At 61.1% G+C, this 21,623-nt stretch carries 19 protein-coding genes; 7 read left to right on the top strand and 12 right to left on the bottom strand.

Annotation, left to right across the window (positions count from 1 at the left end):
• Positions 1-97 precede the first annotated feature (97 nt).
• The 3 genes from HB680_RS06650 to HB680_RS06660 form a co-directional block, all read right to left on the bottom strand.
• The gene (locus tag HB680_RS06650; protein WP_213937767.1) at positions 98-3,055 is read right to left on the bottom strand and encodes an autotransporter domain-containing protein; all 2,958 of its coding nucleotides are present in this window, start codon (positions 3,053-3,055) and stop codon (positions 98-100) included.
• A 251-nt stretch (positions 3,056-3,306) separates the two neighbouring features.
• Positions 3,307-4,143, bottom strand: a complete 837-nt coding sequence (locus HB680_RS06655; RefSeq protein WP_213937768.1) for an amino acid ABC transporter permease — start codon at positions 4,141-4,143, stop codon at positions 3,307-3,309.
• Complete coding sequence (locus tag HB680_RS06660) at positions 4,140-4,961, bottom strand: transporter substrate-binding domain-containing protein (RefSeq protein WP_213937769.1); 822 nt, start codon at positions 4,959-4,961, stop codon at positions 4,140-4,142. Before HB680_RS06660 ends, HB680_RS06655 begins: the two co-directional genes overlap by 4 nt.
• Positions 4,962-5,073: 112 nt before the next feature.
• Between HB680_RS06660 and HB680_RS06665 the strand changes: the two genes are divergently transcribed.
• Positions 5,074-5,973: a homocysteine S-methyltransferase family protein gene (locus HB680_RS06665; protein ID WP_213937770.1), complete on the top strand. Its 900-nt coding sequence runs from the start codon at positions 5,074-5,076 to the stop codon at positions 5,971-5,973.
• Positions 5,974-6,093: 120 nt separating this feature from the next.
• On the opposite strand, the gene HB680_RS06670 is transcribed toward HB680_RS06665, so the two are convergent.
• Genes HB680_RS06670 through HB680_RS06680 form a run of 3 tightly spaced genes read right to left on the bottom strand, consistent with a single transcriptional unit; the run spans position 6,094 to position 7,862 of the window.
• Positions 6,094-6,765, bottom strand: coding sequence for a GNAT family protein (locus HB680_RS06670; protein WP_213937771.1), 672 nt, complete (start codon positions 6,763-6,765; stop codon positions 6,094-6,096).
• 17 nt (positions 6,766-6,782) lie between these two features.
• Positions 6,783-7,229: a GNAT family N-acetyltransferase gene (locus HB680_RS06675; protein ID WP_213937772.1), complete on the bottom strand. Its 447-nt coding sequence runs from the start codon at positions 7,227-7,229 to the stop codon at positions 6,783-6,785.
• 9 nt (positions 7,230-7,238) lie between these two features.
• Entirely contained in the window at positions 7,239-7,862 is a 624-nt protein-coding gene (locus HB680_RS06680; protein WP_213937773.1) for an FMN-binding negative transcriptional regulator, read from the bottom strand.
• 90 nt (positions 7,863-7,952) lie between these two features.
• Between HB680_RS06680 and HB680_RS06685 the strand changes: the two genes are divergently transcribed.
• On the top strand, positions 7,953-9,503 hold the full coding sequence (locus tag HB680_RS06685; protein WP_213937774.1) for a PLP-dependent aminotransferase family protein: 1,551 nt from the start codon (positions 7,953-7,955) through the stop codon (positions 9,501-9,503).
• Positions 9,504-9,656: 153 nt separating this feature from the next.
• Here the strand turns inward: HB680_RS06685 and HB680_RS06690 are convergent, their stop codons facing one another.
• From HB680_RS06690 to HB680_RS06700, 3 genes are all read right to left on the bottom strand, one after another.
• Positions 9,657-10,757 carry a polyamine ABC transporter substrate-binding protein gene (locus HB680_RS06690; protein ID WP_213937775.1) on the bottom strand — a complete coding sequence of 367 codons (1,101 nt, stop codon included), beginning with the start codon at positions 10,755-10,757 and terminating at the stop codon, positions 9,657-9,659.
• A gap of 12 nt (positions 10,758-10,769) precedes the next feature.
• Positions 10,770-11,801, bottom strand: a complete 1,032-nt coding sequence (locus tag HB680_RS06695; RefSeq protein ID WP_213937776.1) for a histone deacetylase family protein — start codon at positions 11,799-11,801, stop codon at positions 10,770-10,772.
• 267 nt (positions 11,802-12,068) lie between these two features.
• Positions 12,069-13,064, bottom strand: coding sequence for an AraC family transcriptional regulator (locus tag HB680_RS06700; protein ID WP_213937777.1), 996 nt, complete (start codon positions 13,062-13,064; stop codon positions 12,069-12,071).
• A gap of 146 nt (positions 13,065-13,210) precedes the next feature.
• Here HB680_RS06700 and HB680_RS06705 point away from each other — a divergent pair, with 146 nt between their 5' ends.
• On the top strand, positions 13,211-13,756 hold the full coding sequence (locus tag HB680_RS06705; protein ID WP_213937778.1) for a hypothetical protein: 546 nt from the start codon (positions 13,211-13,213) through the stop codon (positions 13,754-13,756).
• Positions 13,757-13,811: 55 nt separating this feature from the next.
• Here HB680_RS06705 and HB680_RS06710 read toward each other — a convergent pair whose 3' ends face one another.
• From HB680_RS06710 to aspA, 3 genes are all read right to left on the bottom strand, one after another.
• Complete coding sequence (locus tag HB680_RS06710; protein WP_213937779.1) at positions 13,812-14,816, bottom strand: asparaginase; 1,005 nt, start codon at positions 14,814-14,816, stop codon at positions 13,812-13,814.
• Between the two features lie 140 nt (positions 14,817-14,956).
• Positions 14,957-16,408, bottom strand: coding sequence for an alanine/glycine:cation symporter family protein (locus HB680_RS06715; RefSeq protein ID WP_213937780.1), 1,452 nt, complete (start codon positions 16,406-16,408; stop codon positions 14,957-14,959).
• A gap of 363 nt (positions 16,409-16,771) precedes the next feature.
• The gene (gene aspA, locus HB680_RS06720) at positions 16,772-18,196 is read right to left on the bottom strand and encodes an aspartate ammonia-lyase (protein WP_213937781.1); all 1,425 of its coding nucleotides are present in this window, start codon (positions 18,194-18,196) and stop codon (positions 16,772-16,774) included.
• A gap of 180 nt (positions 18,197-18,376) precedes the next feature.
• On the opposite strand from aspA, the gene HB680_RS06725 reads away from it, so the two are divergent.
• From HB680_RS06725 to HB680_RS06740, 4 genes are all read left to right on the top strand, one after another.
• Entirely contained in the window at positions 18,377-19,285 is a 909-nt protein-coding gene (locus HB680_RS06725) for a LysR substrate-binding domain-containing protein (RefSeq protein WP_213937782.1), read from the top strand.
• Positions 19,286-19,615: 330 nt separating this feature from the next.
• Complete coding sequence (gene purE, locus HB680_RS06730; protein ID WP_019694319.1) at positions 19,616-20,107, top strand: 5-(carboxyamino)imidazole ribonucleotide mutase; 492 nt, start codon at positions 19,616-19,618, stop codon at positions 20,105-20,107.
• 11 nt (positions 20,108-20,118) lie between these two features.
• Positions 20,119-21,201: a 5-(carboxyamino)imidazole ribonucleotide synthase gene (locus tag HB680_RS06735; protein WP_213937783.1), complete on the top strand. Its 1,083-nt coding sequence runs from the start codon at positions 20,119-20,121 to the stop codon at positions 21,199-21,201.
• Positions 21,202-21,306: 105 nt separating this feature from the next.
• Positions 21,307-21,552 (top strand): GlsB/YeaQ/YmgE family stress response membrane protein, encoded by a 246-nt coding sequence (locus tag HB680_RS06740; protein ID WP_103402960.1) that lies wholly within the window; start codon positions 21,307-21,309, stop codon positions 21,550-21,552.
• The last annotated feature ends 71 nt before the right edge of the window (positions 21,553-21,623 follow it).

The raw sequence follows: 21,623 nt of genomic DNA on the forward strand, positions 1-21,623 counted from the left end.
TAGCCGAATCAACATTGAGCTTCGGCCACGAGCGATTTCATCTGATGCCCCGGCGTCTTTCCCTACAACAATCCCGGAATCTTCGATTGGCGAAAACTCAGAAACTCATCTGCCACTGCCCAATCAATCCATGATTGCGGCTGTTGCTCCCGATCTCGCCGCTGTAGGCAACCCCCACGGAATGCCGCGCCGAAATCCCCAGGTCCAACCCGGCCTCCAGCACCATGCTGTCGCGATCCAGCGAACTGCCGTCGACATTGAATGCCGTGCCGCCGACCACAAACGCCTGGCGCGTCGAGCTGCTGACATCGCCGTAGGTGTGCTTCCAGCCGGCACTCATGCGCGGGGTCAGGCTCATGCCGTTGTCCAGAGTGCTGAGGTGCGCCAGGCGTAGGCCGAAGGTGCTGCTGAAGTTGTCCTGGGTTTGCGCGTCGACCTGCAACGCGGCGGCGCCGCCCTTTTCCTGGTAGCTGTCGCGGTGATAGCGCTGGTAGCCGAGGTTGGCGAAGGGTTCGGCGCTGAGGCGGCCGCTGCCCATCGCGTAGCCCAGCTCGGCGAAGGCTTGCTGGCTGTCGGCGTCGTAATCGCCTTTTGGTCGATCGTTGAACCCGTTGAACGCGACGGTGCGTTTGCTCTCCCCTTGATGACCGCTATACGCCGCGCCGAGACGCAACGCGAACGGGCCGCTTTGGCGCAGAGCGTAGACCCCGGCGTGCCAGCTCTCGACATTACCGTCGACGCCGGTGGCATCCAGATCGGTTTTCGAATAACCCCCGAGCACACCCAGGCGCCACTGTGGATTGAGCGCCCAGTCGGCGCCGAGCACGCTGCCCTTGGTGCGTTGTTCCAGACCGCTGTTGCCGTGTTCGCCGTCGAGCTTACCGTAGCCGCCGATGGCTTGTAGCCAGAGTCGACCCTGGGCATTCGGATCGTTGAGGTTGCGCGCTTCGGCCGGTACGCCGGTGGCCGCGAGGACCGGCGTGTCCCGTTGATCGAGGCCCACCATCAAGCCTGAGCTGCCGCCCATGTGTTGCATCGCCGACAGCATGCTGCCGCCAATCTGGCTGCTGGCGCTGAGGGTGGCGCTGGTCAGGTTGGCGTTGCTCGCGCCGGCCAATTGTTCGATGGCCGCGCCTGCCGTGGCGTTGGTGGTGTTGAGCAGCGCGTTGTAGAGCGCGTTGTTTTTGCCGATCGAGGCCAGGCTGTTGGCGGCGTTGCTGCCGTTGCCGGTGGCGGCGAATTCGTTGAAGGCGATGTCGTTGCGGGTGTAGGTCAGATCGACCTGGGTCGGCGTGTAAGCGAGGGTCGGCGTGAGGAACGCGTAGTCGCTGGTGACCTTGCCGAACGTGCCATTGACGCTCGCGGCTTGCAGCACGGTGTAATGGCTTTGCCATGGATAGGTGCCGCTGCCGGGGTTCACCGCCAGGGTCGCGCCGTTCAGATTGGCGGTGCCGCCGACCATCACTGGCGCGCTGGAACCATCGGCATTGACGCCATAGGCCAGGGTGCCGCCGCTGCCGAAGGAAAGATCGTGAACGACAGTCGCCGTGCCGAGTTGCGTGTTGGTTTGCAGCGTGCCGTTGACCAGCAGATTGCCCACCGAACCACCGCCGGCGTACGTGCCGCCCTGATCCACCGTCAGAGAGCCGGCAATTCCGCCCTGGTTGATCAGCGTCGCACCATTGCGCACCGCGCCGCCATCGCTGAAATCACCGTTGCCGGTCAGCGTCCAGGCACCTTGCTTGACCTCCAGCCATTCGAAATTACGACTGGCGCCAAAACTGCCGCCCGCCACATCGTCCATCACCACCCGGTCATAACCGCTGCCGCCATCGACCACGCCGACGAAGCGACTGCCGTTGCGCAAGGTCAGGCTGTCATCGCCGCCGCCCAGGTCCAATGCCAGACCGTTGCTGCCGCTGATGATGCCGCCGTTGATTACGCTGTCAGCGAACTCGCCGACGAACTTCACGCCGAAACCGTCGAGGCCCTGGATGGTGCCGAAGTTTTCCAGCGTAGTCGCCGCCACGCCTGAACCGCCGCTGCCGTCGTCCACCAGGATGGCGCTGTTGGCGCCGCTGATCAGCGCGTCCTTGGCGTTCAGCACATACCCGCCGCCCAACGCGATGCCTTCACTGCCGTTGGCGAAACCACCCTTGTCCACACCGCCTGCGCCGACGCCTTGAATGGTGCCGTAGTTTTCGACGTGGGCGATGCGGTCGATGTCCACGCCATCGCCGTCACCGTTGGGTTGCAACCCCGAATAGGCGCCGGTAATCGTGCCGTGGTTGATCACGGTGCCATCGCCATCGGAGCCGAAGCCCGAACCGTTGCGCCCGGTGATTTGCCCGTAGTTGACCAGCGTGGCGCCGAGGTCGGTGGTGATGCCGTGGCGGCCGCCGGAAATGGTGCCGTAGTTGGTCACCGTCACGCCGGTCGCGCTATCAATGTCGATGCCATCGAATTTCTCGTCGGCGTTGTGCGAATCGCCCGTCGAGATTTCGCCATAGTTGGTGATGGTCGCATTGGCGCCGGTCTTCATGCCGTCACTCGCGTCCCCACGAATCAGCCCGCCCGCGCGGTTAATGATCGTGGTTTTGACGCCGTCACTGCGCAACGCATCCAGATCCAGCCCTTGGCCGGTGGTGGAGCGAATGATGCCGCTGTTATCGATCAGCAAACTGCCGCCGGCGAAGTTACTGTCGATGCGCAACGCATCATTGAACCCGAGAATCTGCCCGCCACTGCGGTTATAAATGCTGTAGTTGCGCGCCTGGGTCAGGTCGCCGCTGCTATCGATCGCCCGGCCACCGGTGGAAATGATCTTGCCCGCGTTATCGATCACCACACCGGCGCCGCTGGTCTTGTCCTTAAGGCTTACAGTCTTGCCGCTGTTGGTGATGCTGCCGGGTGCCGAGATCGTCAACGTGTCGCTGCCACCCAGGGTTTGCGCGGCGGTGGTGGCGGTGTCGATCTGCACGGTTTTGCCGTGGGCGGCGGTGGCGCTGATCAACAGCGCAATGGTCAGGGCGAGACGCTGGGGCGAGAAGGGCATGGGTGGACAGCCTTTTTGTTATAAGCGGGCTGTCTTGTATAGCGGAGGGTTTTTACAGAATGATGTCTTTGGTTGAGTGCAATCTTTTGCAGATATTTCGGAATCTGACGCATCTATACGCAATTTAATGCGTATTCGGACGATGTAGGAGCTGCCGAAGGCAGCGATCTTTTGATTTCTCGCAAGCCGCACCATAGAAAGATCAAAAGATCGCAGCCTTCGGCAGCTCCTACAGGGAGTCGTATTTCAACCTAGCTACGGCTCACATAGGCTTTGCCGTAATGCCGCTCCATCCGCGCCTGAATCAGCTCCAACCCAATCGACATCACCCAGTAAATCACCGCCGCGGTCGTCAGCATCTCGATGTACCGGTAGCTCGACCGCCCATATGACTGCGCCAGAAACATCACCTCCCACACCCCCATCACCGAAATCAGCGACGAGTCCTTGAGCATGGAGATGAATTGGTTGGTGGTCGGCGGGATGATGGTGCGCATGGCCTGGGGCAGGGTGACGCGCCAGAAGATCACGGTTTCGCGCATGCCCAGTGCCAGGGAGGCTTCGCGTTGGCCATGGGGGACGCCGAGGATGCCGGCGCGGAAGATTTCGCTGAGGTAGGCGCCGTAGTTCAGTGACAGGGCAATGATCCCGGCGGCGATGGCGCCGGGCACGATACCCAATTGCGGCAGGCCGAGGTAGATCAGCAGGATCTGGATCAGCAGCGGCGTGCCGCGAAAGAACGAGGCGTAGAAGCTCGCGATGCCGAACGCCACGGCACTTTTCGACAGCCGTCCCAGGGCGGTGATGAAACCCAGCAGTGACGAGGCAACGATTGAGCAGGCGCAGAGAAACAACGTCAGCGCCGCGCCTTGCAGGAAGCCATTCGGCGCCAAGTGCAGGCCGACGAGGTTCGGCAGTTTGTCGAGGATGATCGAGAACTTCAGGTCGAAGCTCAGGAAGAAACTGGCGAACAAACCGAGCATCGCCGCCCAAGTCAGGTACAGCCGTGTACGGAATCCGAAGATCCGTTGCAACCGTGACTCAATCACCGATTGCGGCGGCTGGGGAGGTGTCGGGAAAGAAGTCATTTGCTGATGTCGGCACCGATCCATTTTTGCGAGAGCTTGCTCAACGTGCCGTCCTGTTTCAGCTGGGCGAAGACTTCACGCACTTTGCCGTCCCACTGCGCGTCACCCTTTTCGATGGCCACCGAGTTTGGCTCGGAGTACAGCGGGTCGCCGGCGAGTTTGAAGCGTTTGTCTTGGGTCAGGCGCGGTTGCGCGGTCACCAGGTTGGTGAGGATCGCGTCCAGTCGAACGCCCGCGCCGAGGCCCAAATCCTGGAACGCCACGTTGTCGGTGTCATACGGGGCGATCTGCACGTCCTCGAACGGGTACTGCAATTGCGTGTCTTCGGCGCCTTCAATCACCAGGTTTTTGTTCAGGTAGCTTTCGTAGCTGGAGGCGCTGGTGAGGCCGACTTTCTTGCCGCTCAGGTCCTTGGCGTTGTGGATGCGATCATCCTTGGCATTGACCACGATCACGGCTGGCGAGGCGTAGTACTCGACTGGAAAATCGAAGACTTCGGCGCGGGCCTTGCTCGGGGTCATGGAGCAGATGCAAATGTCGTAGCGACCGCTCCAGCGTCCGGCGGCAATCACGTCCCAGGACGGGGTTTCGAGGCGCAGTTTCACGCCGAGTTTCTCGGCCACGGCTTTGGCCACATCGACGTCGAAACCGTCGAGTTGGTTCTGGTCGTTAAGGAACGAGAACGGTGGATAACTCTCCATCAACACGCCCACCAGTTCTTTCTTTTGCTCGACGCGATCCAGCGTGGCGCCGCCAAAGGCTTGGGTGGAGGCGGCCAGAATCGTCAGGCCCAAGGCCAGTAGCGGTTGAAATTTCACAGTCGATCCCTGATAAAAAAATGGTTGTTATTAACCGGATGGTGCGTATTAAATAGTTATAAGAACGACTCTGATAGTGAGTTATTTTCATAAGCTTATGAGTGAAAAGCATATGGGCGCAGGAAGCACAGTGATTCTGGACGGCGGCATGGGCCGTGAACTGCAGCGCCGTGGGGCGCCATTCAGACAGCCCGAGTGGTCGGCGCTGGCCTTGAGCGAAGCACCGCAAGCGGTGGAAGCGGTGCACGCGGCTTATATCGAAAGCGGTGCAAACGTCATCACCAGCAACAGCTATGCGGTGGTGCCCTTTCATATTGGCGAAGAGCGTTTTGCTGCTGAAGGTCAGGCCCTAGCGGCGTTGGCCGGTGAACTGGCGCGGCGTGCCGTAGAGGCGGCCGGCAAACCCGTCCGCGTGGCAGGTTCGTTGCCGCCGCTGTTCGGTTCCTACCGCCCGGATCTGTTCGACGCTAATCGCGTGACTGAATTACTGACACCGTTGGTCAAGGGCCTCGCGCCCCACGTTGACGTGTGGCTGGCGGAAACCCAGAGCTCGATCGTCGAGGCGCGGGCGATCCACGCCGGGCTGCCGAAGGATGGCAAACCGTTCTGGCTGTCGTTTACCTTGAAGGATGAAGACACCGACGAAGTGCCGCGCTTGCGTTCCGGCGAGCCGGTGGCCGAAGCAGCAGCCGTGGCCGCTGAGCTGGGTGTAGAGACATTGCTGTTCAACTGCAGCCAACCGGAAGTCATCGGCGCAGCAATTGATGCGGCGCGGGAAACCTTCGAGCGGTTAGGTGTGAATATTCACATCGGCGCGTACGCCAACGCCTTCCCGCCGCAACCGAAAGAGGCGACGGCCAACGACGGGCTCGACCCGTTGCGCGACGATCTGGACCCGCCGGGTTACCTGCACTGGGCGGCGGATTGGCAGAAGCGTGGGGCGAGTCATTTGGGCGGGTGCTGCGGGATCGGGCCGGAGCATATTGCGGTTTTAGCCCAAAAATTGGTGTGAAGCCATTCGCGAGCAAGCCCGCTCCCACAGGGTTTGGGGTTGACCACAAAATTGTGATCATCCGTTATCCAATGTGGGAGCGCGCTTGCTCGCGAAGGCGTCCGCTCAGGCGCTACAGAATTACCCGCGGCACTCGGACAACGTTTTCACCTGCCCCGAATCGCTCTGGTTTTCATCTGAAAGCCACTGCTCAAACCCCGCCCCAATCGTCGGCCATTCCGAATCCAGGATCGAATACCACGCGGTATCGCGGTTCTGTCCCTTCACGACCATGTGCTGGCGGAACACCCCTTCAAAGCTGAAGCCCAAACGCTCGGCCGCATATTTGGAGCGGGCGTTGCCGTTGTTGCACTTCCACTCCAGGCGTCGGTAACCGAGGGCGAACGACTCTTTGGCCAGCAGGTAAACCGCCTCGGTACTTTTTGGCGAACGCTGCATTGCAGCACCGAAAGTCACGTGGCCGATTTCGATACGGCCCTGGGCCGGGACGATGGACATCAGGCTGAGGATGCCTTGCACGTCGCCGCTGGCGCGATCAATGACCGTGAAGAAGTACGGATCGCTGTTGGCCGCGTGGTTGTTCAGCCAGTCGTTGAACACGCTGCGTTCCGGGAACGGGCCGTAAGGCAAGTAATCCCAGAGTTTCGGGTCGGCGCCGGGGCCTTGGAGGGCTTTGAACAAGCCGTCGGCGTGGCGGGTCGGGTCGAGTTTTTCCAGGCGAATGAAGCGCCCTTCGAGTAGTTGAACCGTCGGAGCCGGGGCGCCTTTCCAGTCCGCGAGTGAAGTCGACATGTTGCTCTCCTTGAACCTTAAAGGGCTTTGCGAAACTGGATGAAACCAGGGCGTTCGGCGATGCGCTCGTAGAGCTGGATCGCGGTGGCGTTGGTTTCGTGGGTCAGCCAGTGAACCTTGCAGCAGCCGTCCGCCGTGGCGGTGGCGTAGACGAACTCGATCAGCTTGCGCCCGACGCCAGTGCCTCGGGTTTCGGGGACGACCAGCAAATCTTGCAGGTAGCAGGAGTTTTCGATGCTCCAGTTCGAGCGATGGTAGATGAAGTTGACCATGCCCACCGCTTTGCCATCGGCCCAGGCCAGGGCGGAGTGGGTCGGTTCGTTGGGGTCGAGCATGCGCTGCCAGGTGCTTTGACTCACGGCGTCGGGCAATTCGGTGTTGTAGAAGCGCAGGTAGGCTTGCCACAGCGGCAGCCACGCAGCGTGGTCGTCGGCGCTGACCTGGCGGATCTCGATCTGACTCATGTTGATTCCTTAACGCATCAAGTGGGCGAGGGCCTGGTCCTGCGCATTGGGGCTGACGGCCAACCCTTCGCGCACACCGGCGATGTCTGCGGCACTGCGGTTCTGACTCAGCTTGCGCTTCCCTTCCAGGCGCTGGATCGGCAGGGCGAAACCGACGATGGCCTTGAGCATACCGTCGATGTAGTCGGCGGGGGCGTCGGCGACTTTCCAGGGCTGGGCGCGACCCGCTTCGTGGCGATCGGTGAGGGCACTGACCAGGTTGAGCAAGCGATCAGCGTCGGTGAAGACTTCCGCCGTACCGTAAGCGTGGACGGCGACGTAGTTCCAGGTCGGCACCACTTTGCCGTGCTCGGCTTTGCTCGGATAAAACCCCGGGCTGATATAGGCGTCGGCGCCAGCAAAGATCACCATCGCTTCGGCACCGTTTTGCAATTCTTTCCACTGCGGATTGGCCTTGGCGAAGTGCCCGTAGAGGGTGCCATTCGGGCCTTGTTCGGCGTCCAGCAGCAACGGAATATGACTGGCTTGCAGACCTTGCTCGCCGTGGGTCACCAGGATGGCGAGACGGGTGGCGAGTATTTGCTGCTGCATGTCCGGCAAATCTTTGATGGCAAATGAGCTGGGGCTGTACATGGAAATATCCCTTGGCGAATGGCTTCATCCTAGGCAGGCTATTGGTCTGTTGTAAGAGCCATTACCGACCAATTTCATAGGTCCATTGCCATGAGCGACGCACCGCTTTCACTGTCCTTCAACCCCGCCGGCATCGAACTTGATCCCCGCCAGGGTTTGAGTCGTCAGCTTTACCAGGCCTTGCGGGTTCGGGTGCTCGACGGCCGACTGGCCAGTGGCACGCGATTGCCGGCCAGTCGCGACCTGGCCGCAGCGCTGTCGATTTCCCGTAACAGCGTTGTTCGCGCCTACGATCAGCTCTACGCCGAAGGCTTCATCGAAGGGCGAGTGGGCGACGGCACTTACGTCGCGCAATTGCCGCAAACCGCATGGCCGGCAAAAAAACTATCCACAAAAGTATCCACAGGGTTGTCAACAGGGTTACCCACAGCCTTATCCACAAATTGGTTGGATTTACCTGTGGTTCCATCCAGTAAAGTTATCCACAGCGGTGCTTTGGAACGGGTTGAAAAGAACCATTTGGCCCTGCCACCGAGTGGCCCGCCGAAGGCATTTCGGGTGGGCGTACCGGCGTTTGATCTGTTCCCGTTCGAGGTTTGGGCCAAGCTGAACGCGGCTTTCTGGCGCAAACCGGATTTGCAGCAACTCTGTTATGGCGATCCGGCGGGCGATGCGCGCTTGCGCGGGATGATTGCCGCGTATTTGCGCAGTTCCCGGGGGATGCAGTGCACGGCTGAACAAATAGTGATCACCAGTGGCGCACAGCAGGGGATTAGCCTTTGTGCACAGCTGCTGGTGGAGCCCGGAGACGGGGTCGCGATCGAGAATCCGGGGTACCGCGCGGCGGGTCATGCGTTCGCCGTGGCCGGGGGCAAATTGCACGGTGTGTCGGTGGACAGCGAGGGCATCAATTGCGCCGAGCTGGAAGGGTTGAAGGATTGCCGACTGGCTTATGTCACCCCGTCTCATCAGTACCCGACCGGAGTAATCATGAGTCTGGCGCGACGGCTGGAGTTGCTGGCGTGGGCCGAGCGCACTCAAGGCTGGATCGTCGAGGACGACTATGACGGTGAGTACCGCTACAGCGGCGCGCCATTGGCACCGTTGGCGGCGCTGGATCGACAGGGGCGGGTGTTGTACGTCGGGACCTTCGGCAAAGTGGCGTTCCCGGCCTTGCGTCTGGGTTACCTGGTGTTGCCGCCGGGCATGGTGGATGCGTTCTCCCGCCGCCGCGCAGTGGATGTGCGGCATTCGGAAGTCAGCACTCAGGCCGTGATGGCGGAGTTCATCGCGGCGGGGCATTTCCAGCGACATATTCGGCGCATGCGTCGTGCTGCACTGAGTCGGCGTAATACGTTGCTGGCCGGTTGGCCGAAAGACATTCCTGGCGTGGGCAACCTGCCCAGTGTGGCGGCGGGGCTGCATTTGACGATTTCGGTTGAGAGCGTGGCCCGCGAGTCTGAACTGGTGGCCCAAGCGGAAGCGGTGGGTGTCGAGATCAACGCGTTGAGCAGTTATTGGCTGCCGGATTCGACCCGGCCAGCAGATGAGCGCGCGGGGTTGGTGCTGGGGTTTGCTGCGGTGCCGGAGGCTGACATTGAGTCGGCGTTGATGCGCTTGCGTTCTGCGTGGTGTCGCTGATCAACCAGTCACCGAAACCAGTGTGGGAGCGGGCTTGCTCGCGAAAGCGGTGTGTCAGCCAACGATTATGTCGACTGACACTCCGTCTTCGCGAGCAAGCCCGCTCCCACAGGTTCTGTGTCTTCCACAGGTCTGTGGGTTAGCTGACGAGCATCAAGTCCCGGACTTGATCTTGGTCCAGGCCCGGGTCCGCGCCCGTTCGGCATCGCGCGGCAGCGGTTGCAGGGTGTAGAGCGTGCTCATCGCCGACTCGGTCGGGTACAGGTTCGGGTTGTTGCGGATCGCCGGGTCGACCAGTTCCGTGGCGTCCTTGTTCGGGTTCGGGTAGCCGACGAAGTCGCTGACCGGCGCAATCACCTGAGGTTGCAGCAGGTAGTTGATGAAGGTGTAGGCGTCTTCTGTGTTCTTCGCGCCTTTCGGAATCGCGAGCATGTCGAACCAGATCGGCGCGCCTTCTTTCGGCAGGCGCATATCGACGACCACACCATTCTTGGCTTCTTTGGCGCGGTTGGCAGCCTGGGAGAAGCTGCCGGAATAGCCGACCGCGACGCAGATGTCACCGTTGGCGATGTCGGCCATGTATTTGGAGGAGTGGAAATACGTGATGTACGGCCGGATCTTCATCAGCAGCGCTTCAGCCTTGGCGTAATCCGCAGGCTTTTTGCTGTTGGGGTCGAGGCCGAGGTGTTGCAGGGCCAGCGGCAGGATCTCTGATGGCGAGTCGAGCAGCGCGACGCCGCACTGCTTGAGTTTGCTGATGTTCTCTTCCTTGAAAATCAGGTCCCAACTGTCCACCGGCGCGTCGGCGCCCAGCGCAGCCTTGACCTTGTCCGGGTTGAAGCCGATCAAAATAGTGCCGTACATGTACGGCACGGCGAATTTGTTGCCCGGGTCGTTGGCCTCGATCAGCTTCATCAGCTTGGGATCGAGGTGGTTCCAGTTCGGCAGCTTGCTACGGTCCAGCGGCTGGAACACCCCGGCTTCGATTTGCTTGGCGAGGAACACGTTGGACGGCACCACCACGTCATAGCCGGAGTTCCCGGTCAGCAGCTTGGCTTCCAGCGCTTCGTTGGTGTCGAAGATGTCGTAGACCAGTTTGGTCTGGGTGTTCTGGGCCTTGAAGTCTTCCAGGGCTTTGGGGGTGATGTAGTCGAACCAGTTGTAGACGCGCAACGTTCGTTCTTCGGCGTGAACGGCACCACTGAGTACCGTCGCGCAGAGCGCTGGAGCGATAAAACGCTTGAGTCTGTTCATTGTTCTAATTCCTCATTGGGCGCTTTCAAAACCTTCGAGAACGTTCACGGCGTTGATGCCGATTTCTTCTACCGCGTAACCGCCCTCCATCACGAACAGCGTTGGCTTGCCGAGCTTCGCGATGCGTTCGCCCATGGCCAGGTAATCCGGGCTGTCGAGCTTGAATTGAGAGATGGGATCGTCCTTGAACGTGTCGACGCCCAGGGACACGACGACGATGTCGGCGCCGTACTTCTCGATTTCCTGACAGGCCTTATCCAGCGCTGCGCTCCAGGCGTCCCAGCCCGAGCCGGCGGGCAAAGGGTAGTTGAAGTTGAAACCTTCACCGGCGCCCTCACCGAGCTCATCGTCGTAGCCGAGGAAGAACGGAAATTCGGCTTCCGGGTGGCCGTGGATCGAGGTGAACAGCACGTCGCTGCGTTCGTAGAAGATCGATTGAGTGCCGTTGCCGTGGTGGTAATCGACGTCGAGGATCGCGACTTTTTTATGGCCCTGATCGAGAAAGGCCTGGGCGGCGATGGCGGCGTTGTTGAGGTAGCAATAACCGCCCATCAAGTCGCTGGCGGCGTGGTGTCCCGGTGGGCGGCACAAGGCGAAGGCACTGCGCGCGCCGCGCTGGATGGCGGCTTGGGCGGTCAACGCGACTTGTGCTGCGCTGTACGCGGCTTGCCAGGTGCCGGCGGTGATCGGTGCGCCGCCGTCGAAGCTGTAATAGCCGAGCTGGCCGTGCAGGCTGACGGGTTTGATCCGGCGCAGAGTGCGGGCCGGCCAGGTGTAGGGCAGCAAGTCGCCGTCGGTGTTGAACTCGGTCCAACGCGCCCAGGCACCTTTGAAGAAATCGAGGTAGTCACGGTCGTGGATGCGCTGGATCGGCCCCTGGCCAAAATCCTGCGGCGCTTCCACCGGGCCGAGATCGCGGTTTTGCACGCGTTGTAAAACGTGGTCCGCACGGGAGGGCATTTCGAAGCAGGGCATCAGTTGCCCGTCCATCAATTCACAACGGCCGTGGTGCAGGTGGTGATCGTCCGAGTAGATCGTCAGCATTTTCTTGTTCTCCGCAGGCTGATTCGGTTGAACACAGTCTTGCGGGGCGCGGCGTTTGGGAGAACGGCAGGAAAGGCCAAAAGGGGATCGATATGGCCAAAAGGTTTGACCGAAATTCGCCCCTTATTGGCGCGGGTGTGCTCCGGCATTGGGCGTGGAATGCTGAACACTGTGGGAGCGGGCTTGCTCGCGAAAGCGGTGTGTCAGTCAAATCAATATCAACTGATACGCCGCCTTCGCGAGCAAGCCCGCTCCCACATTGGGTGATTAGTGTGGGCGGAACTGGCTGGGCGCCACGCCACTCCAGCGCACAAACGCATGGCGGAAACTCGCGGTTTCGCTGAACCCCAGCGCTTCGGCAATCCGGTAGATCGGCAATTGATCCTCGCAAAGCATCTGCTTGGCCTGCTCAAACCGTAGCTCATCGAGCAATTCCTGATAGCTGCAGCCCAGATCCTTGAGGTGCCGACGCAAGGTGCGCGGCGAGCACTTCATCTGCTCAGCCAACCCCTCAAGCCCCGGCGCCGCATGCAACTGCGCGCTGAGCAATTGGCGAATCCGCCCCAGCCATGCCTGGCGTCCGGTGAACTCGGTGTTTTGCTTGCGGCAGCGTTCGGCCATCGCTTGATGGGTGATGACATCCGCCAGTGGCAACGGTTGTTCGAGCCACTGCCGGTCGAAAGCAAACGCGTTGTCCCGCGCCTCGAAGCTCAGCGGGCAAGCGAAGTGTTCGGCGTAGGTCGCCTGATAATCAGGTGCAGTGTGTTCGAACCGAGCGGCCAGCAGCGGCAGTGGATGACCGAGCAGGTCGTCGCAGATGACTTTCAACGAAACCAGACAGAATTCCGCATTGAATACCGCCAACGCCGGGTTCTCCCGGTAATCGGCGGCGACGAACCAGATGCGTTCGCCATCGTCTTCCAGACTCAATTCGAAAAGTGTTCCCAACAGCGCCGGATAACGGATCGCCAGGCGCAAAGCGTCACCGAAGGTGGCACTGGTGAGCAGCGCATACCCAAGCATGCCGTAGGACGAAACATGCATCCGCCGACCCAGCTCCAGGCCGATATCGCGCTTGAGCGCGACCGCGTTGGCGCAGACCTGCATCTCCTGATTGGTGGTGATTCGCGTGTCCGCCCGGCTCAGATCCGCCGCGCTGATGCCGCTTCCCGCGAGCAGCGCTTCGCTGGGCAAGCCGTCGCCCTTGAAGGCGTTGAGCACCAGGGAAACGGCGTTGAGGGTGGTGAGGTGGGAGTGGAGCATGCGCGCGTCCGTTCATGAAGGCTGTTTGAAGGAGCAAGTTGCATGCCGCTGCTGCTGGAGCTGGCTTGCCGACACTAGCCGATTGGTGCAACCTGCCTGCCATTCACCCTTCGGGTGGTGTCGCAAACAACCATAAAGGACTAGGTATGACATTCACTCCATCGCGCTGCATTCTCCTGGCCTCCAGTTTGTTGCTCAGTTCGCTGTGCGTTGCCGAGGGCGAGCCGGCCAACGACAGCTCCATCAAGGATTCAGCCAAGGCGGCGGTCTCTTCGGCGATTTCGGCCGGCAAAAACCTGTTGGGTGGGGTCAGTGAAGGGGTGCTTGACGGGCGCCAGTCGGCCCAAGGTGTTGACGGTGCTTCGATCATCTCCTCGCGCGAGCAAATGAAGGACCGCATCGATGTTCAGGTATTGAAGACCGAGGCTGCCGGCGACACCTTCAATGTCACGCTGGGCTTCAAGAACAGCAGCGACAAGCAGTTGCGCTTGATCAACCTCAAACAGGCCGGGGCTTTGCTGGCGATCGATCAGGATGGGTATGCCAACGGGCTGACCGCCAGCCTGGAAAACCCCGATGACGTTACCGTGCCGCCGAAAGCCGCAGTGCGGCAGAAATTCATTTTTGAAGGGCCGATCGAGACGTCCACCACAGTACGGGTGTGGGGCCAGGACTATCAGGTCAAGAAGTAAACTTCGCGGCTGACCGGCTCCTGCGACCTCTCAGGAGCCGGCGAAGCACGATGGATCAGCTCAACTCACCACACAGATCCAGCTCGACCAGGCGCCGCATTTCGGCGTTTTCCAGACCTGCGCCCAGCAGCGCATGCAACTTGCCGAACGCCGCCTCACGGGTCATGCCGCCCCCCGACAGCACCCCAACACCACGCAAGCGACTGCCGGCCTCATACACATCCAACTCGACGCCACCTTCATGGCATTGAGTGACGGCGACCACCACAACACCTTTGTCCCGCGCCCGTTCCAGTGCGGCGAGAAACTCAGGGTTGTCGCTCGGCCCGGTGCCGCTGCCGTAGCACTCCAGCACCAAACCCTGAATGCCGCTGTCGAGCAGGCCGTTCAGCGCTTCGGCGCCAATGCCGGGGAACAGCGGCAGCACGGCGACTTTCGCCAGTTGCTTGGGCTGGTTGTAGGTCAACGGCGCTTGCAGCGAAGTCGCCTTCACACCGCCGCCCTGACGCTCCAACCGCTTGAACGGATGCCGACCAAAGCTGCGCACTTTCGCGCAATGGGTCGGGTCCAGCAGTTCGCCGTGGAAGTACAGGTGCACGCCCGGCGCCAGGCCGTGGCCGAGGGCAACCAGCGCGCCGCTGAGGTTTTCCCAGGCATCGCTGTCGGTGACGCCGGCCGGCAGCATCGAACCGGTAAAGCAGACGCGCGCATGCAGGCCGAGCAATTGAAAGCTCATGGCGGCGGCGCTGTAGGCCAGGGTATCGGTGCCGTGCAGGATCAGCACGCTGTCGCAACCCTGGACATCCACGGCATCGACCACCGCTTCACGCAGTTGCTGCCAGTAGGCCGGGGTCATGTTGGCGCTGTCGATCAGCGGGCTCATCTCGCGAAAGCGCCATTGCGGCACCACGAGTTCAGGTTGGCTGTGCAGGTAATCGCGCATCCGCGCTTCGAAACCGGATGCCGGGGCCAGGCCATGGGCGCTGGCTTGCATGCCGATGGTGCCGCCGGTGTAGAGCACCATGACGTGCTGGGCGGCAGGATAGGTCGAGGAATTCATGGAGGTTCTCCGAAACGATGACTTCCATTGTGGGAGCGGGCTTGCTCGCGAAAGCGGTGTGTCAGCCAACATTAATGTCGCCTGACACTCCCTCTTCGCGAGCAAGCCCGCTCCCACAGGGTACTTCGCACTTTAACCGATCAGCGTTGCGCTGCGGGTACGCCGTGCGCCTCAGCTTCAGCCTTGGTGGCCGCCGCTGGCGGGTTGGCCGGCCAGGCTTGCAGGTCCAGGTCCAGATCCGGGAACTTGCTCGAATCGAACACCGGGGTCTTGATGCCGGCCGCGCGCTGGTCATCGTAGTCACGCAGGATGCGCATGCCGACCTTGAACAACAGGAACAGCGCGATGAGGTTGACGAACGCGAGCATGGTCATGGTGATGTCGGCGAAAGCGAACACCGTGCCGAGGTTTTCGATGGCACCCCAGAAAATCAGAACCAGTACCAATGCGCGGTAACCAATCAGCGCAACGCGGTTTTCACCGATCATAAAGCGCAGGTTGCTCTCGCCCAGGTAGTAGTTGTAGAGGATCGAGGTGAACACGAACAACGACAGGGCCACGGAGATGAAACTGCGACCCCAGTCACCGACCACGGCGGCCAGGGAGTTTTGGGTCAGGGCAATGCCGTCGCCTTCGAAGCCCGGGGTGTAGAAGCCCGAGAGCAGGATCAGCAACGCGGTGCAGGTGCAGATCACGAAGGTGTCGAGGAACACGCTGAACGCCTGAACCACACCCTGAGCAACCGGGTGCTCGACCGAAGCCACGGCGGCCACGTTCGGCGCACTGCCCAGGCCGGCTTCGTTGGCGAACACGCCGCGCTTCACGCCCATGACGATCGCGCTGCCGATCAGACCGCCGAAGGCCTGGTCGAGACCGAAGGCGCTTTTGACGATGGTCATCAGCATCGCGGGAACGTGGTCGAATTGCAGCACGATCACGTAGATGGTCACGCCGATGTACACCAGGGTTTTCACCGGCACCAGCAGGTCAGCGACCTTGGCGATGCGCTTGATGCCACCGATGAACACCAGGCCCAGCAACACGGCCAGGGCCGCGCCGGTGTACGTTGGGTCAAGGTCGAAGGCGTTTTTCAGCGAGTGGGTCACGGCATGGGATTGCAGGCCGTTGAAGGCGAAGCCGAAGGTGATCAGCAGCAGGAACGCCATGATCATCCCCAACCAGCGTTTCTGCAGGCCGTGCTGGATGTAATAGGACGGGCCGCCACGGTAAGTGCCGTCGGAATCGCAGCGCTTGTAGAGCTGGCCGAGGGAACATTCGAAGAAGCTGCTGGACATGCCGACCAGCGCGGTCACCCACATCCAGAACACCGCACCTGGCCCGCCGAGGGTCACGGCGATGCCGACACCGGCGATGTTGCCTGCACCGACGCGGCCGGCGAGGCTGAGCATCAGGGCCTGGAACGAACTGAGTTGCCCGGCGCTGCTTTTGAGGCTGTCGCGGAACACCGCGAACATGTGGAAGAAGTGGCGCAATTGAACGAAACGCGAGCGGATCGTGAAGTAGCTACCGAGCCCGACAATGAGCACGATCAGTACTTTCCCTGAGAGGAAGTCGTTGATGACTTCGAGCATGGATTATTCCTCGCTGTTTTTTGTTTAAGCAAATGCTGGAGGGGTAGAAACATCGCGTTACACCGGCTTGCTCGGGGCATGACAGGTGAGGCGAGTGTTCGTCCCGGTTCCATATCGCGGGTTTGTTATTAGTTCGGGTTTCGCATGGTTTTGGGCCTCGTTACCGACGACCGCTCACGCGAAGAGGGGCGGCACTATACCTATGAGTGCGTTGCCCGTCTGCACGATTGTGGTGCAAGCGACGTTACGAGGTGCTGCAAGATCAAAAGAGTTAAAAAAAAGGGCTCGGGGAATAAATCCCCAAGCCCTCAAAAGGTGAGAGGTGTCTAGTCCCTCGACCTGGTGAGCGTGTGCAGCGTTTGATCAAGCCTTAAGCGGGACCAGACGCGGAGCAATCATGTTTTCCGGGCGCAGGATGTCGGCGAGCATTTCGTCGTCGAGCAAGCCTTCTTCGCGCACCAGTTCCAGCACGCCGCGGCCACTTTCGAGGGCGATACGGGCGATGCGGGTGGCGTTTTCATAGCCGATGTACGGGTTCAGCGCGGTGACCAGACCGATCGAGTGCTCGACCAGTTCGCGGCAGCGCTCTTCGTTGGCGGTGATGCCGACGATGCAGTGTTCGCGCAGCATGTCCATGGCGCGTTGCAGCAGGCGGATCGAGTCGAAGATCTTGAAGGCGATCAGCGGCTCCATCACGTTCAGTTGCAATTGGCCGCCTTCGGCTGCGATGGTCAGGGCCAGGTCGTTGCCGATGATCTGGAACGCTACCTGGTTAACCGCTTCCGGGATCACCGGGTTGACCTTGCCGGGCATGATCGAGCTGCCTGGCTGACGTGCCGGCAGGTTGATTTCGTTGATGCCGGTGCGTGGGCCGCTGGACAGCAGGCGCAGGTCGTTGCAGATCTTCGACAGCTTGACCGCGGTGCGCTTGAGCATGCCGGAGAACAGCACGAAGGCGCCCATGTCGGAGGTGGCTTCGATCAGGTCGGCGGCGGGCACCAGCGGTTGACCGCTGATCAGGGCCAGACGCTCCACAGCCAGGTGCTGGTAACGCGGGTCGGCGTTGATGCCGGTGCCGATCGCGGTGCCGCCCAGGTTCACTTCAGTCAGCAGTTCCGGGGCCAGCGTCTTCAGACGGGCCAAGTCTTCGCCCAGCGTGGTGGCGAAGGCACGGAATTCCTGGCCGAGGGTCATCGGCACGGCGTCTTGCAGTTGGGTTCGGCCCATTTTCAGGACGTGAGCGAATTCCTGACCTTTGGCAGCGAACGCCTGGATCAGGCTGTCGAGGCTGGCCAGCAGCGCGTCGTGACCCAGCAGCAGGCCCAGACGAATTGCGGTCGGGTAGGCGTCGTTGGTCGACTGCGCCATGTTCACGTCGTTGTTCGGGTGCAGGTATTGGTATTCGCCCTTCTGGTGACCCATGGCCTCCAGCGCGATGTTGGCGATGACTTCGTTGGCATTCATGTTGGTCGAAGTGCCAGCGCCGCCTTGAATCATGTCCACCACGAACTCTTCGTGGAAATCGCCGCGGATCAGTCGTGCACAGGCTTCGCTGATGGCAGCGTGCTTGGCGTCGCTCAGGTGACCCAGCTCGCGGTTGGCGTCAGCGGCGGCTTGTTTAACCATGGCCAGGCCGACAACCAGCTTCGGGTAATGCGAAATCGGAACGCCGGAGAGACGGAAGTTGTTCACCGCTCGCAGGGTCTGGATGCCGTAATACGCTTGAGCAGGTACTTCGAGTACGCCAAGCAGGTCTTTTTCTGTGCGGAAAGATGCAGCGGAGGACATGATAGAAATCATCTCGATATGGACCCGGTCTGTGCCGGAACGCTGCAAATGCTAGGCTTGTGAACAATTTTGGGCCAATGCTGTTAAGCGCTGGCCTATGCACATTCGGCATAATGCCCGTGTGACGCCGCGTGTGCGGCGAGCGTGTGACCTAATTTGGTGCGTGTCCGGGAGGACGTGATGAATCTGGAAAGCAAATGGCTGGAGGACTTTAGTGCCCTGGCCGCCACCCGCAGCTTCTCCCAGGCTGCGGAACGCCGCTTCGTGACCCAGCCTGCTTTTAGCCGGCGGATTCGCAGCCTTGAAGCCGCGCTGGGGCTGCAGTTGGTCAACCGTTCGCGCACGCCGGTGGAGCTGACGGCGGCGGGGCAGTTGTTTCTCGTCACCGCGCGAACGGTGGTTGAACAGTTGGGCGAAGTGCTGCGCCATCTCCATCACTTGGAGGGCGGGCAGGGCGAGGTGATGCAGGTTGCGGCGGCGCACTCCCTGGCGCTGGGGTTCTTCCCGCGCTGGATCGCGCAGTTGCGTAATGAAGGTTTGAACATTGCCACTCGGCTGGTGGCGACCAACGTCGGCGATGCCGTGCACGCGTTGCGTGAGGGCGGCTGTGATTTGATGCTGGCGTTCTATGATCCGGACGCGGCGATGCAGATGGACCCGGAAATCTTCCCGTCGCTGCATCTGGGCCAGACTGAAATGTTGCCGGTGTGCGCGGCGGACGCCGAGGGCAAGCCGCTGTTCGATCTGGAAGGCGAGGCCAGCGTGCCGCTATTGGCCTACAGCGCCGGTGCGTTTCTCGGGCGTTCGGTGAACCAATTGCTACGCCAGCGTGCGCTGCGCTTTACCACCATCTATGAAACCGCCATGGCGGACAGCCTGAAAAGCATGGCGCTGGAAGGGTTGGGGATTGCCTGGGTGCCGCAACTGAGCGTGCGCGCCGAACTGGCGCGCGGTGAACTGGTGGTGTGCGGCGGCCCGCAATGGCATGTGCCGCTGGAGATTCGCCTGTATCGCTGCGCGCTGGTGCGCAAGGCGAATGTGCGGTTGTTGTGGCGCAAGCTGGAAGGTGGTGCGGCGCAGGGTTCTTAGCCACAGCGACTAATCCCTGTGGGAGCGAGCTTGCTCGCGATGACGGACTAACATTCAAGATCCATGGTGGCTGTCCCGACGCTATCGCGAGCAAGCTCGCTCCCACAGGGAAACGGTGTTGTTTTGACTGACTCTTAAGTCAATAAAACCGGCACTTTGCGCCGTATGACAGATGGTCGTTTCGGGGGCTGTTTATCTGCTTCATTGAGGTATACTGCGCGGCCTTCGGCCGGTTCGTCCGGCCATTTTTCGTACAATCAAGCCACGCATATTGCGTGGCTTGTTGTTTTTTGACGCGCCTGCGGGCGCCCAGAGAGAAGAGGCACGACGATGAGTGCACTGGTTGGCGTGATCATGGGCTCCAAGTCCGATTGGTCCACCCTTAGCCACACCGCCGATATGCTGGAAAAGCTCGGCATCCCTTACGAGGTGAAAGTGGTCTCTGCCCACCGCACCCCGGACCTGCTGTTCCAGTACGCCGAAGAGGCCGAGGCGCGTGGCATCGAGGTGATCATTGCCGGTGCCGGTGGCGCGGCCCACTTGCCTGGCATGTGTGCGGCCAAGACCCACCTGCCGGTGCTCGGCGTGCCCGTGCAGTCGTCGATGCTGTCGGGCGTCGATTCCCTGCTCTCGATCGTGCAAATGCCTGCGGGCATTCCGGTTGCCACCCTGGCCATCGGCAAGGCGGGCGCGATCAACGCAGCCTTGCTGTCGGCGAGTATCCTGGGCGCCAAGCACCCGCAGTTCCACGCGGTGCTGAAAACTTTCCGTGCTGAGCAGACAGACAGCGTCCTGGACAATCCAGACCCACGCATCGCCTGAGGTTGTTGACGATGAAGATCGGTGTAATCGGTGGCGGCCAGTTGGGTCGCATGTTGGCGCTGGCGGGCACTCCGCTGGGCATGAACTTCGCTTTCCTGGACCCGGCGCCGGATGCCTGTGCCGCCGCGTTGGGCGAGCATCTGCGGGCCGATTACGGCGATCAGGATCACCTGCGTCAACTGGCCGATGAAGTCGATCTGGTGACCTTCGAGTTCGAAAGCGTCCCGGCCGAAACCGTGGCGTTCCTGTCGCAGTTCGTCCCGGTTTACCCGAGCGCCGAAGCCCTGCGCATCGCCCGCGATCGCTGGTTCGAGAAGAGCATGTTCAAAGACCTGGGGATTCCCACCCCGGCGTTCGCCGACATCCAGTCTCAAGCTGAGCTGGACGCTGCCGTAGCCTCTATCGGTCTGCCGGCCGTGTTGAAAACCCGCACCCTGGGTTACGACGGCAAAGGCCAGAAAGTCCTGCGCAAACCGGAAGATGTGGTCGGCACTTTCGCCGAACTGGGTAGCGTGGCGTGCCTGCTGGAAGGCTTCGTCCCGTTCACCGGTGAAGTCTCGCTGATCGCCGTGCGCGCTCGTGATGGCGAAACCAAGTTCTATCCACTGGTTCACAACACCCACGACAGCGGCATCCTCAAGCTGTCCGTGGCCAGCACCGATCACCCGCTGCAAGCTTTGGCTGAAGATTATTCCAGCCGAGTGCTCAAGCAACTGGAATACGTCGGCGTGATGGCGTTCGAGTTCTTTGAAGTCGACGGAGGCCTCAAGGCCAACGAAATCGCCCCGCGCGTGCACAACTCCGGGCACTGGACCACCGAAGGCGCCGAGTGCAGCCAATTCGAAAACCACCTGCGGGCCGTTGCCGGCCTACCGTTGGGTTCGACGGCCAAGATCGGCGAGAGCGCGATGCTCAACTTCATCGGTGTGGTTCCGCCGGTAGAGAAAGTCATCGCCATTACCGATTGCCACCTGCATCACTACGGCAAGGCGTTCAAGGTCGGCCGCAAGGTCGGTCACGCCAATCTGCGGTGTGCGGATCGCGAGACGCTGGCGGCGCAGATCCTCAAGGTCGAAGCCCTCATCGCCGAATAGTTTCATGTGGCAGCGGCGGAACCTTCAGTGTCCGCCGTTCTCTGATGGCAGGATGCCAAAGTCTGACTAGGCTTTGGCATAACTATCTAATCAGAGGGAAATGCCATGGGAATTATCGGAACCATCTTTATCGGCTTGATCGTCGGCCTGCTGGCGCGGTTCCTGAAACCGGGCGATGACAGCATGGGTTGGATCATGACCATCCTGCTCGGTATCGGCGGTTCGCTGGCAGCCACTTACGGCGGCCAGGCTCTGGGCATTTACCAGGCTGGCCAGGGCGCGGGCTTCATCGGTGCGCTGGTCGGTGCCATCGTGTTGCTGGTGGTCTACGGCCTGATCAAAAAGAACTGATTCAAGCGACAAAGCCCTCTCTGCTGCGCAGGCCGAGAGGGCTAGAATGCTCGCCATTGCACTGTCCTTCC

The organism is Pseudomonas sp. dw_612, assembly GCF_018449725.1.
Taxonomy (GTDB): Bacteria; Pseudomonadota; Gammaproteobacteria; order Pseudomonadales; family Pseudomonadaceae; genus Aquipseudomonas.

Coding starts and splice junctions, on each gene's coding strand:
- HB680_RS06695 (WP_213937776.1), bottom strand. CDS start 11,801: ATGCTGACGATCTACTCGGACGATCACCACCTGCACCACGGCCGTTGT.
- HB680_RS06685 (WP_213937774.1), top strand. CDS start 7,953: ATGAGCGACGCACCGCTTTCACTGTCCTTCAACCCCGCCGGCATCGAA.
- HB680_RS06680 (WP_213937773.1), bottom strand. CDS start 7,862: ATGTACAGCCCCAGCTCATTTGCCATCAAAGATTTGCCGGACATGCAG.
- HB680_RS06725 (WP_213937782.1), top strand. CDS start 18,377: ATGAATCTGGAAAGCAAATGGCTGGAGGACTTTAGTGCCCTGGCCGCC.
- HB680_RS06705 (WP_213937778.1), top strand. CDS start 13,211: ATGACATTCACTCCATCGCGCTGCATTCTCCTGGCCTCCAGTTTGTTG.
- HB680_RS06690 (WP_213937775.1), bottom strand. CDS start 10,757: ATGAACAGACTCAAGCGTTTTATCGCTCCAGCGCTCTGCGCGACGGTA.
- aspA (WP_213937781.1), bottom strand. CDS start 18,196: ATGTCCTCCGCTGCATCTTTCCGCACAGAAAAAGACCTGCTTGGCGTA.
- HB680_RS06740 (WP_103402960.1), top strand. CDS start 21,307: ATGGGAATTATCGGAACCATCTTTATCGGCTTGATCGTCGGCCTGCTG.
- HB680_RS06715 (WP_213937780.1), bottom strand. CDS start 16,408: ATGCTCGAAGTCATCAACGACTTCCTCTCAGGGAAAGTACTGATCGTG.
- purE (WP_019694319.1), top strand. CDS start 19,616: ATGAGTGCACTGGTTGGCGTGATCATGGGCTCCAAGTCCGATTGGTCC.
- HB680_RS06710 (WP_213937779.1), bottom strand. CDS start 14,816: ATGAATTCCTCGACCTATCCTGCCGCCCAGCACGTCATGGTGCTCTAC.
- HB680_RS06655 (WP_213937768.1), bottom strand. CDS start 4,143: ATGACTTCTTTCCCGACACCTCCCCAGCCGCCGCAATCGGTGATTGAG.
- HB680_RS06665 (WP_213937770.1), top strand. CDS start 5,074: ATGGGCGCAGGAAGCACAGTGATTCTGGACGGCGGCATGGGCCGTGAA.
- HB680_RS06735 (WP_213937783.1), top strand. CDS start 20,119: ATGAAGATCGGTGTAATCGGTGGCGGCCAGTTGGGTCGCATGTTGGCG.
- HB680_RS06650 (WP_213937767.1), bottom strand. CDS start 3,055: ATGCCCTTCTCGCCCCAGCGTCTCGCCCTGACCATTGCGCTGTTGATC.
- HB680_RS06675 (WP_213937772.1), bottom strand. CDS start 7,229: ATGAGTCAGATCGAGATCCGCCAGGTCAGCGCCGACGACCACGCTGCG.
- HB680_RS06700 (WP_213937777.1), bottom strand. CDS start 13,064: ATGCTCCACTCCCACCTCACCACCCTCAACGCCGTTTCCCTGGTGCTC.
- HB680_RS06670 (WP_213937771.1), bottom strand. CDS start 6,765: ATGTCGACTTCACTCGCGGACTGGAAAGGCGCCCCGGCTCCGACGGTT.